Origin of the sequence: Pantoea allii, assembly GCF_002307475.1 — a bacterium.
GTDB classification, from domain to species: domain Bacteria; phylum Pseudomonadota; class Gammaproteobacteria; order Enterobacterales; family Enterobacteriaceae; genus Pantoea; species Pantoea allii.
In genome coordinates this window covers 165,039-180,745 of sequence record NZ_NTMH01000032.1, presented here as the reverse complement: position 1 = coordinate 180,745, position 15,707 = coordinate 165,039, and the positions used below count along the sequence as shown (strand labels likewise).

14 protein-coding genes and 2 pseudogenes are annotated in these 15,707 nt (G+C 50.9%); 5 read left to right on the top strand and 11 right to left on the bottom strand.

Annotated elements, in window-relative coordinates; translation table 11 throughout:
- Window positions 1-678 precede the first annotated feature (678 nt).
- Entirely contained in the window at window positions 679-1,563 is an 885-nt protein-coding gene (locus CMR03_RS12760; protein WP_096011613.1) for a helix-turn-helix domain-containing protein, read from the bottom strand.
- A gap of 168 nt (window positions 1,564-1,731) precedes the next feature.
- Here CMR03_RS12760 and CMR03_RS12755 point away from each other — a divergent pair, with 168 nt between their 5' ends.
- Window positions 1,732-2,637 (top strand): DMT family transporter, encoded by a 906-nt coding sequence (locus CMR03_RS12755; protein ID WP_096011612.1) that lies wholly within the window; start codon window positions 1,732-1,734, stop codon window positions 2,635-2,637.
- A gap of 20 nt (window positions 2,638-2,657) precedes the next feature.
- On the opposite strand, the gene CMR03_RS12750 is transcribed toward CMR03_RS12755, so the two are convergent.
- Window positions 2,658-3,005: a gamma-glutamylcyclotransferase family protein gene (locus CMR03_RS12750; protein ID WP_096011611.1), complete on the bottom strand. Its 348-nt coding sequence runs from the start codon at window positions 3,003-3,005 to the stop codon at window positions 2,658-2,660.
- Window positions 3,006-3,363: 358 nt separating this feature from the next.
- Between CMR03_RS12750 and CMR03_RS12745 the strand changes: the two genes are divergently transcribed.
- Window positions 3,364-5,022, top strand: coding sequence for a methyl-accepting chemotaxis protein (locus tag CMR03_RS12745; protein ID WP_096011610.1), 1,659 nt, complete (start codon window positions 3,364-3,366; stop codon window positions 5,020-5,022).
- A 267-nt stretch (window positions 5,023-5,289) separates the two neighbouring features.
- On the opposite strand, the gene CMR03_RS12740 is transcribed toward CMR03_RS12745, so the two are convergent.
- The 7 genes and pseudogenes from CMR03_RS12740 to CMR03_RS12705 all read right to left on the bottom strand — a co-directional run.
- Complete coding sequence (locus CMR03_RS12740) at window positions 5,290-8,349, bottom strand: efflux RND transporter permease subunit (protein WP_096011609.1); 3,060 nt, start codon at window positions 8,347-8,349, stop codon at window positions 5,290-5,292.
- Entirely contained in the window at window positions 8,346-9,479 is a 1,134-nt protein-coding gene (locus CMR03_RS12735; RefSeq protein ID WP_096011608.1) for an efflux RND transporter periplasmic adaptor subunit, read from the bottom strand. The genes CMR03_RS12740 and CMR03_RS12735 overlap by 4 nt, the downstream gene beginning before the upstream one ends.
- Window positions 9,480-9,615: 136 nt before the next feature.
- Window positions 9,616-10,803, bottom strand: a complete 1,188-nt coding sequence (locus CMR03_RS12730; RefSeq protein WP_096011607.1) for a sensor histidine kinase — start codon at window positions 10,801-10,803, stop codon at window positions 9,616-9,618.
- On the bottom strand, window positions 10,800-11,483 hold the full coding sequence (locus CMR03_RS12725; protein ID WP_096011606.1) for a response regulator: 684 nt from the start codon (window positions 11,481-11,483) through the stop codon (window positions 10,800-10,802). Before CMR03_RS12725 ends, CMR03_RS12730 begins: the two co-directional genes overlap by 4 nt.
- Window positions 11,484-11,711: 228 nt before the next feature.
- Window positions 11,712-12,191 (bottom strand): Hcp family type VI secretion system effector, encoded by a 480-nt coding sequence (locus CMR03_RS12720; protein WP_096011605.1) that lies wholly within the window; start codon window positions 12,189-12,191, stop codon window positions 11,712-11,714.
- 235 nt (window positions 12,192-12,426) lie between these two features.
- Window positions 12,427-13,119 (bottom strand): hypothetical protein, encoded by a 693-nt coding sequence (locus tag CMR03_RS12710; protein WP_096011604.1) that lies wholly within the window; start codon window positions 13,117-13,119, stop codon window positions 12,427-12,429.
- Between the two features lie 35 nt (window positions 13,120-13,154).
- A pseudogene (locus CMR03_RS12705) lies at window positions 13,155-13,343 on the bottom strand (helix-turn-helix domain-containing protein); the annotation flags it as partial.
- A 250-nt stretch (window positions 13,344-13,593) separates the two neighbouring features.
- Here CMR03_RS12705 and CMR03_RS25890 point away from each other — a divergent pair.
- Together CMR03_RS25890 and CMR03_RS25580 are read left to right on the top strand one after the other, a co-directional pair.
- Window positions 13,594-13,836, top strand: a complete 243-nt coding sequence (locus CMR03_RS25890) for a DUF4158 domain-containing protein (RefSeq protein WP_096011602.1) — start codon at window positions 13,594-13,596, stop codon at window positions 13,834-13,836.
- 277 nt (window positions 13,837-14,113) lie between these two features.
- Entirely contained in the window at window positions 14,114-14,311 is a 198-nt protein-coding gene (locus CMR03_RS25580; protein WP_244181376.1) for a MipA/OmpV family protein, read from the top strand.
- A 93-nt stretch (window positions 14,312-14,404) separates the two neighbouring features.
- Here the strand turns inward: CMR03_RS25580 and CMR03_RS12685 are convergent, their stop codons facing one another.
- Window positions 14,405-14,689, bottom strand: a complete 285-nt coding sequence (locus tag CMR03_RS12685; protein WP_063876912.1) for a hypothetical protein — start codon at window positions 14,687-14,689, stop codon at window positions 14,405-14,407.
- 177 nt (window positions 14,690-14,866) lie between these two features.
- Between CMR03_RS12685 and CMR03_RS12680 the strand changes: the two genes are divergently transcribed.
- Entirely contained in the window at window positions 14,867-15,178 is a 312-nt protein-coding gene (locus CMR03_RS12680; protein ID WP_096011601.1) for a hypothetical protein, read from the top strand.
- A 161-nt stretch (window positions 15,179-15,339) separates the two neighbouring features.
- On the opposite strand, the pseudogene CMR03_RS25885 reads toward CMR03_RS12680, so the two are convergent.
- A pseudogene (locus CMR03_RS25885) lies at window positions 15,340-15,538 on the bottom strand (hypothetical protein).
- Between the last annotated feature and the right edge of the window lie 169 nt (window positions 15,539-15,707).

Here is a 15,707-nt window from a genome sequence, read left to right as displayed (position 1 = left end):
TGACGATTAATCACAACATTCAATGTGGAAAACTGATATCACGCGGTGAGGTCTTGTCCCGCTAATCCATAGCGAAATGCAGCTACCCTTAACCTCATATTTCAACGGCAGGCAGGATAATCTTTATCATGCGCGCGTCTGAACGGCTCTTTATCAATGTTCCATCAAAGGATGAGCATGTCTGGCTGACGATTTGCTGTAAATCACCTTCGTGTGCAAGGTTTGGCCTGAGGCTTACCAGCACGCTTTCCGCTAAAAATCTGCGACAGTAGCCGGTTTAGCCTTGTTACCGACGCAAGCATTGCTACTACAGAAAGCAGGCGTTTTACAGCGATGGCACGTGCCAGTCGGGGGGAGGGAATAGCGCGTTTTTGAACAGTAACATGACCCTGGTCCTCATCGTCTTATGGATGGCTGACTGACCCGAAGGGCAATTATCGCCAGCTGAACTGATGCCGGCGTTTCCGGTAAGCAACACCGCCATGAAAGCGTTAGCTCATCGGGATAATCATACAGATGCCACGATGCCTGAATGAATCCGCGCTCAGTATAATCAGGATGCAGGTTGAGTAAAGGCAGGAACGGCGGGTGAGTGAGGATTGGTTTAGGTTACTCAGTTGTAATGTTAGCGAATCAGCAGCCTGTTATTTCCCAACGTCTTTTGCCGCATCGCGTGATTCAGGACCTACTCCCGCCATTGTCCATGCGCATTTGCGAAGGTGTGAAGCCCGTGACCTGCTTAAAACGATTACTGAAGTGGCTTAAGGAACTGAAACCATTATCCAGCGCTATCTGGGTTAACGACAGCGAGGTTGATCGCACCATCTGTTGTGCGTTTTCCATGCGACGTTGCATAACGTACTGATGCGGCGCAACGCCCAGCGACTGACGAAACATGCGGGCAAAATGGTATTCACTCAGGTTTGCCTGCGTGGCCAACGTATCAAGCGTCAGCGGCAACGCCAGATGCTCATCAATAAATGCCAACGTATTGCGCAAGACATAGGGCGCCAGCCCGCCGGTTACTGCCGGGAGCCGCCACTGCACGCTGGAATAATGCTGGATGAGGTGGGTTAGCAGCAGGGTGCTGGCCGTGCTCAGCATTAACTGATTCGCAGGCTGTTGCCAGTCACAGCTGAGTAAGAACTGACGATACAAGGCGGTGATTTTAGGATCGCTGGAAAATATTTTCTCATCCAGCGTAATCGACAACGGATTGCGATCCCACACTTTCTCGCCGACCTCGCGTAAGTGTTCATCGGTGCAATAAAGATGCACAAAGGTGAGGTCATTACGCACATCCCAGCTGGATTCACTCTGCTGGGGCATCAGACAGAATTTATCTGGCCCGCCACCGTTGCGCCATCCGCTCGCCGTTTTGTGATAGCTCTCGTAACCATCCGCCACATAAAGGCTTAACGTGTGATGATTACTGTTTACCGTGACCCGGTCTTGCTTGTTGTGCCATGCCGCCAATCTGATGCCGGAATTGAGCATGACCGATTCGCGCAGCACGGCCTTTTTTTGACGCAGCGTTTCAAACGTGTCGTAAACGCGAGACATAACTCTTTTCCGCCAGATGAACAGAGGCTCAGTCTAAGGCGAGTTCAGGCCGGTAGCCAGATTTGTTCCATTAAATGCGCAAGATTTTGCAAGTCACCCGCAAGGCCATGAAAGCCTCCGCCCGGAAAATCCGACACACTGTTTCCTCTCTCGCTCAAAGGAAAACGCATGAACGCATTACTTTACGCGGTGGTGGTGGCTATCTGGGGAACCACCTGGATCGCTATTTTTATGCAGCAGGGGCCGGTGGATGTCACCGTTTCTGTGTTCTGGCGTTTTGCTATCGCCAGCCTTTTACTCCTGTCACTGCTGAAGGTAGTGGGTCGTCTACGTGCCTTGTCACTTCGCGATCATCTGTTCTGCCTTCTACAGGGATGCTGTGTGTTTTGCTTTAATTTTTGGTGCTTCTACACGGCAGCGGGCTATATCAATACCGGTTTAGAATCCGTGATTTTTTCCATGGCGGTGCTCTATAACGCAGTCAATAGTTACCTCTTTTTCGGGCAGCGCCCCCAACCGCGTTTCTGGTTTGCCGTCACCCTGGGATTAACCGGCATGATCGTATTGTTTTGGCAAGATCTGGACGTCAGCGGCTGGAACAAAGGATTGTGGACAGGAATCGGCCTGTCGGCGCTTGGCACCTTTGGTTTTTCTTTGGGGAATATGATTAGCCTGCGGCACCAGCGCAGGCAACTGGAAACGATGACCACCAATGCCTGGGCCATGCTGTACGGTGCCATCGTGATGGGCGGCATCGCCTGGGCGCGTGGCGTGAATTTCTCGCCGCTATGGACATTACATTATCTGAGTGCGCTGCTTTATCTGTCTGTATGCGGATCGGTCATTGCGTTTTGGGCTTATTTTACCCTGGTCAGACGCACGGGTGCCGCAAAAGCAGCCTACACAACGCTGATGTTTCCGCTGGTCGCACTCACCTTGTCAACAATGTATGAAGGTTACCAGTGGCAAAGTCACAACGTGGCCGGATTGCTGCTTATTTTAGGTGGTAACCTGGTGATGTTTGCCCGCCCGTTGCACTGGCTGAAACCGAGAACCGTGACGGATACGGTTTAGCCTGGCCTCAGACAGATCGCTTATTGAGCGCTTGACGGAACGCTCTGCGGTTGAAGCTGGTAAATCCATGCGGTGACGCTGTCACCGTTTTCACGGAACGTTTCAACCCTGATGCGATCATAACCTGCCTCAAACTCATCCAGCATTGGCCAGTGCAAGCTCAGGTTGTCAGAAGAGAAAAGAAACCCATTAACCCGCGGAGCCTGATCATCCACGACGATACCGGGAAAGCCCGTAGCGGCGCCTCGTCCTTCAGGAAAGTAAAAACCGCTGACAAAACCAGTCTGCCATATACCGCCAATGCCCTCCAGGATATGCGCATTACTGCGGCCCGGACATAAGGTGCCGTAAACAAACAACGTTTCCATAGTCATCTCTGTCACAAAAAAGAGTCACCTTACTCTGACCGGATGTCCCTGTCATTATGGATAAACTGCTGGCTCCGCGCCTGCTTATTCTCACTGATAAGCCAGCCCGGAGCGTCATAAAACACTTCACGGCTGAACGCTCAGGGGCAACAGAACAAAAAGCGCGAATCAAACCCAAAAGTTTAACAAACCAGCCCTAATTATTTTAACCACAATTTAACGCATAGCGCTTATTTGGTATTTTTCAAGTTTCGGAACCGAAATATATCTGAAATTAACAGGTAAAGCTGCTTTGCGCTGTGCCGATAAGACTGTATTGCGATAACGAATCTTTTATTAAACATCCAGGGGTTTTTTTATGACTATTACACAGCGTTTAGTGCTGGCATTTTCGTTGCTGGCATTATCACTATGTGCGCTTGTTGCTGTTTCATTATCGGTAATATCTGGCTTCCAGTCTCGTTTTGAATATGTTCAGGTTAATGCGATACCCAGCATTAAAGATCTGAATAAATCCATTAGCGCAACTAACCAACTGGGTCTCGCATTATATCGCCACCAGTCAATGACCGACAGTACAAAACAGGTGGCAGCCGAAGAAAAAATAAACGGCGTTCTTGATAATATCAAATCGTTAACTGATTATTATATGGCGAATGATATTTCCAGCGATGATGATAAGGCCATGACGGTTCAGGCACTGCGTAATCTTGATGCCGTTCGTAGCGCTTTACCCGCATTTCTCGCGGCTTCACGTAGCCATAATAATGCGCTTTCTCTTGAACTGCTTCAGAGCGACAACGGCATTGGTGCCGCAGCGCGCAAAATGGAATCTGACTTCACTAAACAAATCGATCTGAACATTCAAATTGGTGATACGTTAAGGGCTGAAAATAATCATGTTTATTCTCAGACCATCTGGGCGATGACCAGCGCATCTGTACTGGTTATTTTATTACTCGGTATATTTTCAGTCAGCATTATTCTGGGTATTAAAAGAAGCCTGACCAGCATGAAAGATACGATGACAACGGTCAGCAGTAATCTTGATCTGACAAATTTAGCACCGGTACTAAGGAATGATGAAATTGGGCAGACAGCGATAGCGTTTAACGATCTGCTTAAACGTGTTTCCACCACGCTGTTGTCAGTCAATCATGCTGCGCAGTCCGTCAGTACGGGTTCCACTCAAATCGCCGCAGGCAATGAAGATTTGTCATCGCGCACCGAGCAACAGGCGGCATCGCTGGAAGAAACATCGGTAAGCATGGCGACGCTGAGTGATACCGTGCGTCAAAATGCGGAAGGTGCCGTACAGGCCAGCAACCTGGCGAATAATGCTAACACCATGTCTAAACAAAATGGTGGCGCAGTCAGTCGGATGCTGACAACCATGGGCGAAATTCGTGGCAGTTCTGCAAAAATCTCGGAAATTACCGGCCTGATCGAAGGCATTGCTTTCCAGACCAATATTCTGGCACTTAACGCCGCCGTGGAAGCTGCACGCGCCGGTGAGCATGGTCGCGGGTTCGCGGTTGTCGCCTCAGAAGTTCGTAATCTGGCACAACGTTCTTCCTCTGCGGCCCGCGAAATCAAAGAGCTTATTACCGCATCCGTTTCACAGGTTGAGCAGGGGCTGGAGCAGGCAACGAGCGTGGGCAGTAACTCAGATAATGTCAGCAATGCTATTCAGCAGGTTGCCGACTTAGTGAATGAAATTGCTGCCGCTACGGCCGAACAGAGTAAAGGCATTGAACAGGTCCATCTGGCTATCGGGCAGATGGATGAAGTGACGCAGCAAAACGCCTCTTTGGTCGAAGAAGCATCCTCAGCGTCTAAATCGTTGCAGGAGCAGGCAGAAACCCTGTCGAGACTGGTTTCTACTTTTAAAGTGAATGACAGTGTCGCGCATGCCCCTGCATCGATCAGCGCACCGGTGAGCCAGCCGTCACTCGCCTTGAAAAGGCCAGATTTAAAAGCAGTAAACGTAGATAAGGTCAACTGGGAAAGTTTTTAAGGCGTTATGTAAAAATCTGACCCGTTCAGGATCTTGTTGATTAGAGAAAGCGCTGTAGTAATACAGCGCTTTTTTTATTAACCCAGTCGTCAGCGGAGGGTGCTGTCGTGCGCTATTTCGACGGGCCAGCCGCATAACAGTCAGATCGTCTGCTGAATGCCGGTTATCGGTTACTTAGTTACAGACAGCATCTCTGTTGCGCCTGGCGGGTGACAGATGAACATCACCCGTTTATCGATCCTCTTTCTTCCCGCTGACAGGACGCATTCAGAACCGCGTTTTTTCCCGTTCCATCACCAGACTGAGCGTGGCAGGCAGCAGTGTTAAGGTGACCAGCGTTCCGGTAACCAGACCGCCAATAATGGCGTACGCCATCGGCCCCCAGAACACCTGCTGGGAAATGGGCAACATACCGAATATCGCCGCACAGGCCGTCAGTAATATGGGACGGGCGCGATGGATAGCGGCACTGCGGATAGCCTCATTATGTGCCATGCCTGCCTGGGTGTTACTGTCCACCTCACTGATCATTATCACCGCGTTACGGATAATCATGCCGGCCAGCGCAATGATCCCCAGCAGCGCAACGAATCCCATTGGCGTACCGCTCGGCAGCATGGCAATAACAATGCCGGGTAAGCCAAAAGGGGCCATCAACAGCGCCAGCAGCATTCTGGAAAAGCGTTTTAACTGCAACATCAACAGGATAAGCATAAAACACAGCGTCACCGGCAACACGGCAAAGACGGAGCTGTTTCCCTTGTTCGATTCTGCAACGGTACCGCCTTCTTCAATGTTATAGCCAGCCGGTAAAGATGCACGAAATGCACCCAGGGCGGGCCTTAACTGGTCTGATACCGTTTCAGCGCGTTGCGTGGGGGCAATATCGGTTTGCACCGTAATGTAAGGCAAGCGCTGACGCCGCCAGATAACCGGATCGTCAAGCTGCCATTTTAATGTCGCGACTTGCCCAAGGGGAATTTTCTGCCCGGAAGCCGTATTCAGCATCAGGCCGTTCAAAATGTCGGTATTTTGCCGCTCGCGATCGTCTCCCCTTAACACCACATCAATGAGCCGGTTATGGTCGCGGATGGTGGTTACTGTACTGCCAGACATCACAGTATTGAGCATCGAAGCTATGCTTTCCGAAGAGACACCGACCGCACGCGCTGCCGTTTGGTTCACATCAACCTTGATGGCCCGTTCTGGCTCGCCTGCGGTCATGTTCACTTCACGTGTATCCGGCGAGCGTGAGATCTGGGCGGCCAGCGTTTCCGCGATGTGACGAACGTTGCTGTAATCGGGGCCGGTGACACGGTACTTGAGCGGCCAGCCAACTGGCGGGCCCAGTTCAAGGGGCGAGACGCGCGACGTCACATCACTAAAATCACGCGCCAGAATGCGTTCGAGCTTACGCCGCACTCTGTCTCGCGCTTCAAGGTTCTTCGCCACCACTACCAGCTGTGCCGTGTTTTCATTATCAAGCAGGACTTCCATCGGCAAATAAAAGCGCACGGCACCAGAACCGATATAGCTGGAGAAATGATCGATATCGCTATCGCGGCGCATCACGTTTTCTAGCTGCCCGGTGCGCCGCGCCGTTTCGGTCTGAGAGGCATTAGCCGGCAGCGTCAGGTTCACCAGCAGCTCTGGACGGTCGGACGCGGGGAAGAATTCGCCCTGCATCAGCGTCGTCCCGAACACGCCCATTCCCAGCAGCAGCAGGGCGCTTATTACGGTTGCCCAGCGATAACGTAACGCCTGATCAAGCAGGCGGTGATAAAGCCGTGCCATCCGTCCCGGTTGTTTATGCCTTGCACCGGCACCCTCGATCAGCAGCCAGGTTCCCGTAACGGGTGAAAACAGGATAGCGACCACCCAGGAACAGAGCAGGGAAATGAGGACGACCGCAAAGAGTGAGTAACAATATTCACCCGCACTGGACGCCGCAAATCCCACAGGAATAAATCCGGCAATCATCACCAGTGTGCCGGTTAGCATAGGAAAGGCAGTGGTTTTAAATGCATAGGTTGCCGCCTGCCATTTGCTGTCTCCGGCTTCAACGCGCGAAACCATGGTTTCCACCGTGATCATGGCATCATCCACCAGCAACCCGAGCGCAATAATCAACGCGCCCAGCGAAATACGTTGTAAGCCAATCCCTGCAAATGTCATCCCGACAAACGTCATGGCCAGCACCAGCGGAATCGCGGCCGCAACCACCAGCCCGGCACGAAAACCCAGCGAAAAGAATGATATCGCCAGCACAATAATGACCGCTTCCGCCAGCACCCGAACAAACCCACTGACAGCCGTTTTCACCACCGTGGATTGATCGGCGATCTTTATCATATTGATGCCATGAGGTAGCTGGCCGGCAATAACCGTCATCCGTTGATTGAGCGCCTGACCAAACCTGAGCATATTGCCCGAAGGGGCCATGGAGACGGCAAGGCCAATCTCCGGTTCGCCGTTAATACGGAAGGTGGAAGACGGCGGCTGCGCAGGCTGGAGTGTGATTGTCGCGATACTCGACAGCGGGATAAAACGCTGCCCAATACGCAGGGTAACGGCCTTAAGGCTTTCCACCGTCGTCAGCGCACCACTGACGCGAAGCGCGATATTCTCTTTATCGGTGCGTATTTCCCCAGCAGGTGCCACTGCGTTCTGAGCGGTTAAGGCATCGCTCACCTGCTGAAGATTAAGGCCCATGCCGTCCAGTTGCCTGGGTGAAAAGGCGACAACGATCTGTTCTTCCTGTTCACCCAGTAGGGTGATTTTGCCCGTATCGGGCACATCCATCAGGCTACGACGAATCTCGTCGACCTTATCACGCAGTTCACGCGGGCTAAATCCGTCGGCGGTAAAACCATAAATCGTGCCAAACGTATCACCAAATTCATCATTAACACTGGGGCCCTGAACCCCTTGCGGAAGGGACGGGGCAATATCCTGCATTTTTTTACGGATTTGATACCAGATAGTTGGCACCTGTGCCGGTGGCGTATCATCGCGCAGATTGACAAATATCACCGACTTCCCGGCGCGCGTTTCACTTTCAATAAAATCCAGCGAAGGCGTTTCCTGAAGTTTCTTTTCCAGCGTATCGGTGACCAGTTGCATGGTGTCCTCGACCGAAGCACCGGGCCATTGGGCGGACACCACTGCGGTTTTAATAGTAAAGGCCGGATCTTCATTACGGGGCAGATTGATGTAACTGAGTACGCCGGTTGTCATCACCAACAGCATAAAGAAAATGACCAACTGCTGGTGAGCTAATGCCCAGGCGGACAGATTAAAGCCGTTCCGATTGCTGTCCGACCTCATTTTTCACTCTCCTCAAGCTGAACGCGTTCACCCGGCAACAGCGTTTTTACACCTGCGGTAACCACGCGCTCACCGGGTTGAACCCCGGCACTGAGATAGATCTGCTGTGCGTCAAAGCGTGCCAGCGTAACGGGCCTGACCTGAATCTGTTGGTTTTGCGTGTTCACCACGAGTACGGCGGGGCGATCCCCGGCCCGCGTCAGTGCACTGGCTGGCAGGGCAATCACCTGGTCGGCTTTTCCAGAGAAAACGCCTAAAACGGTCGAACCCAGTGCCATCGCGGCGGGCGGATCGGTCAGCATAACGCGGAGCCGCCAGGTGCGTGTTTGCGAATCGGCCTGCGGGCTGATATCGCGAAAACGGCCCTCTGCCGTTACGGCGGGGTTTGATAACAGCGCAATCTTAACTGGCGTGGTCGTTGCACTTTCAGAGAGTGTAGGTTCGGCAAGGTCAAAAACGGCATCGCGATCGCCGTCAGCAGCCAGCGTCATCACCGTCTGTGCGGCACTGACGACCTGCCCGGGTTGAACATTCACCGCCGTAATCACACCGGCCCCTGGCGCAGTAAGCTGTGTCCAGGCCAGATTATCGCGCGCGTTTTTAAGTGCGGCCTCACTGCTCTGGCGACGGGCGACTGCAGCCTGCCAGTCGCCTTGTGCGCTATCTAACTGCGCACGAGAAATGGCACCGCCCGGCATGAGCAGTTGCATACGGCGGAGTGTGAGAGCGGCAACGTGTTCTGATGCGCGTGCGCTGTTGAGGTCGGCAGTGGCACTGCTGAGCTGATTTTGGGCGGCATTATTCTCTAACGTGGCAAGTACCTGGCCTGCGTTAACGTGCTGACCAATATCGACGGCTCGGGCAATCACGCGGCCATCCAGCCTGAAGGCTAAGGCAATCTCCTCATGCGCCCGGATTTCGCCCGTCTGCGTCATCAGGCCCCCCGAGGAAAACGGCGGCACCGTTACGGTCCGAACAGGTCGTAGTGTTTCGTCCTGAGCAGGCTTTTCGTCTTTACAGCCTGCAAGCACCAGCATGCCCACCATCACGAGCAGTGACGGTACAACGTAATTAAAGATGGCAAGGTGACGCAGTGCCTGACGAGCAAAAGAAGGAAAAAAATCTGTCATAACCGTATTCCTTAAATGAGACAGGCTCATTTAACGTGGGTTATGTCCAGAAACCTTTTATGGATCATCAAGAAATGGTCAAGGTAAGCAAAAAATGCCTGACCAGGTTGGCTGACAGGCAGACTCGCGCGGTATTTTACGCAGTCTGCATGGCGTCATGTAAGGGCAGGGTAATGGTAACGTGCAGTCCGCCCTCTGATGGCAGCCGAGCCTGGATACGACCGCCATGAGCCTCAACGATAGCTTTCGCAATGGACAGTCCCAGACCGCTGCCGCCGGAATGGCGGGCGCGTGAAGACTCTGCCCGGGTAAAACGGTCAAAAATAACGGCTAAAAACTGAGGTTCGACGCCAGGCCCATAATCACGAAACTGCAGGGTGATCGCTGTGGCGGACGCCTGAGCATAAACGGAAATTCGTTTGCCTTCTGCAGCATAGCGCAACGCATTCTCCATCAAAATCGTCACGACCTGACCTAAGCGAGAAGCATCTCCCGTGTAAGGCAGCGATGCGGGCGACTGAACTTCTATTGCTACCTGCCCGGCCTCGGCCTGAAGCGCCAGCCAGGCGGTTCTCTCACGCAATAACTCAGCAAGGTTAAACCGGGTCAGACTCAGGCTGAGCTGACCTGCCTCTGCTAACGACAGTAAATGAAGCTCATCCGTCAGACGACTCAACTGCGTCAGCTGTTTCATGATCATGGAAAACTGCTGGGGTTCGGGTGCAAATACCCCGTCCACAATGCCTTGCAGGCGTCCCATTGCGGCGGTCAAGGGAGAACGCAGTTCATGAGCAATCGCGACATGCGACGCTTTAAGTTCACGTTCGTAACGCACCAGTTGCTGTGTCATCAGGTTGAAGTCTTCTGTAAAACGCACTAACTCTTGCGGCGCGCCATTAACCTGACCGACCGAGGTGCCGAATTTACCCTGTGCCACATCCCGTGCCGCGTGCGCCAGTTGACTAAATTGTTTCGCCAGTGGCAGGGCAAAGCGCAATCCCATTACGACAAAAAAGGGAATAATCACCGCGACCAGCACCGCTACGGTAATCCAGTCCGCAGACGCGATAGAGGGATCGGAGAAGCCGACGCCCCACCACTGATCGACAATCTGATGGAAACGAGCCGTATCGCGCTCCGGATGCACGCGCAGTCGAGAAAACTCCTCCCACAGCGCGGTTGGCATCCGGTAGTAAACCCAGAGCGTTTGCAGGGCAAACCTCAGCCACATACAGAACGCAATAAGAATGACGCTGCCTAAGCCGAGAATGAGTATACGAATGCAAATCCAGCGCCACATGGAGTCATGGGTTTTCTGCTTCATGGTTGTCTGAACCTGTAACCTACGCTGCGAACGGCGGGTAAAATTTCCGACATCCCTGCAGCTTCAAGTTTGCGACGCAAATTATACACATGCGTATCAACCACCCGCTCAAGGGCATCACTTTCTGGAAGGCAGTTCTCAAGTAAAAACAAACGGCTGAAAGGACGCGTGGGCGCGCGCATCAGGGTAACCAGAATAGAAAATTCCGTTGGCGTCAGATCGAGCCTGTGGACGCCATTAACCACGGCGGTAAGTGATTCAGGATCAACCTCCAGTCCCGCCCAGCAGAGCTTTTCATCTGGCACTTTCGCCTGCTGTGTGCGACGCAGTACAGCCTGAACACGTGCGACGACCTCTCCGGGATTATAGGGTTTGACGACATAGTCGTCAGCGCCATAACGCAATGCGCCAATCCTGTCGGGCGCTTCCCCCATCGCGGTTACCATGATGACAGGCGTATCACCGCTGCGCCGGATGGCAGCCAAAACTTCGGTGCCATTCATCACCGGCAGCATGACATCCAGCAGAATCAGATCGGGCTGCCAGCGCTGGGCCTGTTCCAGACCGGTCATGCCGTTGCTGGCGATCGCCACGTCATAGCCATCCCGTTTCAGATAGGCTTCAAGTACGCCCGCTGCATCAGCGTCATCTTCAATAATCAGCACGCGTTTCGTTTTCATTTGGGCCACCTTGACCGTTTCTCCATCGTTTCCTGGGCTTACGTTGACACGTTGTTTTTATACTCCAGCCTGGTCGCGACATCGTCGCCTTAGTGACACAACCTGATGAGATCAAGCAAAGTGATAATAACCGGAAAACATGCGCTTCACATGGTCAGTTTAATGCTGACGTTAAGTGTTCTGGCTAGAACCAAAGGAGGCAATTGCCTCCTTTGGCGCCCCTCGTCATCAGGCACGACAACGATCGTTCCATGAGTCTCTGTAGATAATATTACCCTCCGTATACTTCCAGGTAATTGCCTCATAACGTAATTCGAGTGTTTCCAGATGGTTGCTGCTCATACCTGTAGGGGCAAGGTAAGGGGAAACTGTCGTGATTTTGACGTTTTCCAGGATGATATTGAAATATTCAGACTCAATGCCCGATTCCAGTATTCGGTACATCTTGATCGTTGCTTTTTTCAATGTGCGGCCTTCACAGACGGCGCGATACAAAATAGGTGTCGTTTGGTCAAATTCTTTCACTATCGTGATCGGACTATGAACGCGCGTTCCGGTAAGTTTTCCCCAGCTTGGGTCAACTGGAATAGTGACACCGTGAGAGAATGATTTTAACTCGATAGAACCCAGACGGAGTGGCATCATGCAGCTACCGACTATCGGAGATCCGTTCTCATCTTCAAGCCATAAATGTGCGGGTGTAGACATATTATTTCCTTATAAATAAATTTACGATGATGCTAACGTTTGAACTTTACAATCTCACATATTGATAAAACAACCATCACAAATACAAAAAATACGGGGATAAGCCAGATTGGGCTGTCAGGAAAAAACAAACCCTGAACTAAAGCGAAAATTATTGTCAGCACTGCCGGGCCATAATACGAGATCAATGATCTGAATACCCGTCTGAAAAACCTTTTAATAAGATTCATCATGATTATCGAATCATCCTGGTGATGATATCTGCAATACCATCATCCGATGCCCATTGTGCTTTAAACGCCTCAGCCCGCTCAAACAATGGCTCTATGAGGAAGTACATCATTTCTAGTTGTTGCATGTAGAGTGCAGAGTAATAGGCTGGGTATTGGACGTGTAGGCGATGGGCACTATCTGCCGCTTTCTGTACCACGCCGTATATCCCAATAGCCCCTACAACCTCGCCCGCTCTTCGCCCTGCCAGTGAACTGAGTTCAAGACTTAGATTCATGCCTGCTGCGACAAATGATGCTGTTGCCAGAGCAAACCCAGCGTTTGTGAGTGAACTGGCGGCAATATGGATATTAACAGCCATAAGCATTTGTTTGATGCGCTCCAGTTGATCGGGGGTTTTATATTTAAATATTTCTTCGAAATATATTTTAAACATGTCATACGCAACATTGCCATGTTGCAAAAGATAAATAACGCTGTTTTTGAATCGAATGTCTTCGGTCTTTTGTTTCTGGCAGACATCCTGATATTCATCAGTAAAACAGGATGTGTAATACAGTGCTCGCGTTGTACCTGCAGCGATCGTCTCAATCTGATTTGATACGGCTTTTCCTGCACCCGCTAATGCATGGTCGAGTTTTAACGCAAGAATTTTATTAGCCTGAAAATAGCTGATAACTTCATTGCTGTAGTACATAAGTGCTCCTTGCTTATTTCATTAAATCCTCTTGCTCATTTTTGTCCAGGGGAAAGCGTCCGATAGACAGTCTGCCGCGAAACGGAAAATAATTCGGCCAGATCGCTTATTGAGTACTCACCGCTTCCGTGCATCCTGCAAAGCTCTTTTTGCTGTTTATCTGACAACTTTGGCTGTTTTCCTCGCCGTTTCCCTTTTGCCCTGGCGATGGCCATACCTTCGCGTGCAGAAAAATTCGCACTGTATGGCCTGATTTTGATGAAGGCCAGCAACTGGAGTATTTGGTCGCTTACGTCAGATGAGCTGGCGCTCGCAACCAGCCGCCCCGGAATACTGGCGCAAATTTATTGTATCCTGCAGACGAGTTATTTTAAGGCCAAACATGCTTTCTTTCATTTTCTACCGAAGGATGTGGAAAGTGATTTCGATTTTGTGATTCAGCGTTACTTTCGTTAAGTATCACTCACCGACAAAATCATTACCGGTCATCAATATTACGCCCAGCGTAAGCTTACTACCGACTTCTTTGGGTACCATCAGTGGTCAGGCTCTGTTGGTCTACAGTTAGATGCCCGTGCAGCGCAGATTGTGCGTCGTGATATCACTCCTGGATTTGTTGCCACCGAACTTATCTGCTGGCTGAATAAGAAAACCGTCCGGCCAGGATATTCCACGCTTCAGAACATCACCAGTAAAGCGCTGTCAACGGAACGTTAGCGCCTTTCCGCGATACAGAAACACAAAGTGCACTGAACTCACTCTTCTGCGCGGATGATCCAGAATGTTATAAAAGATGTCTTATCCAGCCTTTAGGCCAGATAAATCAGAAGGTTATCATCGATGAGAAACTTCATCTGGACCAGATGGTCTCCACGCTGGGGATGAAAGACATTACTCAGGGTGCCCTGATTCGCAAATGCCGTATGGCAAGCCCGCAAAATTTTGGCGGCTTCCCGCTCACAACCCTTAATGCGGATCAACATGCCCGTAGCGGATACAGTCAGTACAGTGCCAAGGGGGGGGGGTTTACGGTACGGATACCAGCGTAACGTGGAGTCACCAGTTTGCGTCAGGATGGGGGACCAGTTTAATCGGCGACTATCGTTGGCTGGATAAAAATGCTGCGGACAGTCCTGTGGTATTCCGTCACAATGATGCCTCTCTGACGGCGGCGATAACCTATTCTTTCTGATAGCGTTTGGACCAACAGCATAAACCTGACTGCTACTGGTCCATCATATCCTGTGACGATTAACTAAACCGTTGAAACAGGCGAGTAACAGCTTCAGCCTTTATGGCATGCCACACGTTCATAGCCTGTCGGCGATGTTTTTGAAGCGGCTTTGCGCTTTCTGCTATTGATTTTAGGCAGCCAGATTTTGAACTGTTCAGCCAGCAGTCTCGCCTGTTGTTCATCAACCGTACGGCAAATAAACAGCTTGCTCTTGGTTTGATGGGTCACATCGGTGGCGTAAATTTCGTAGCTACTGCCGCGCTGATCGTACTCAATATCGGTGAAATGCATGTGTGGCCACAGGCCTGTTCTGACCTCAAACTTACTCAATTCCATATTTGTTACCGTTCTGTTATTACTATGATTAATGTCGTTATCCCTGGTCGGGCCAGTAACTGTAGAACAAATTAGGATTTGTGCCACCGCCGGACAAATTTTTTACCTGACATTCCATTCTGTTGTATAAAATCAACGCATTATCCTCAAATGAAGACGGCTTTTAAGGAGAAGACGATGATTGTAAGAACGTGGCACGGATGCGTTCCGTTAAAACATGCAGAAGGGTTTGCCAGACATCTTCAAAGGACCGGCGTTGAACACGCCAGCGCGACATCGGGAAACAAAGCCGCATTCGTCCATCAGGAAACACAGGGAGAGTGGCAACACTTCTTTCTGGCGACGTACTGGGAGGATTTAACTGCGGTGAAAAATTTTGCTGGTGAGAACTACCACGTCGCAGTGACCTGGCCGGATGATGAACAGTTTGGGTTAATCTCTGATCCTTACGTTTTTCAGCATCAGGTGGACGAGATCGTGCCGCTGTAGATGCTTAAAATGGGCTCTATTCATGAAGAGGAAATGTGTTTGTCAGGGGCGAATACTGGCCCTTTGATATTATAAAATCCTTAACTTGATGGGCCCATTATCATCCTGTTTATGCGACAGACCTTTCCACGGCTAGCTGGATTTTCCTTCTGAATCCTGGATCAAAATGGCATATCAATAACGCCATCAGCGATGCCTTGTGCCAGTCCTTCACATTTATTTTGTAAAACGAAAATGCAGGCAAATGGAGCCCATCTGGACTATTGAAACGCTGGTCATCACCCGTTTGATGGCATCAATATAGCCATAATAATAGTCATAACAGCCTTGCAATAACTGAGCATCATCATGTTCAGTCAGAGGAAAGCGGCAGACATAACCTTTGCCTGTGGTCCAGCCGAATTTTTTATATCCTGATTAATGTCTGAGGAGGCATTCGCCCCGTCTGATGCCTTCTTATCAGGCAAAATAATGGTCGTTCCACGAATCATTTCCTTCCATATATTTCCAGGTGATCGCCTGGTAACGC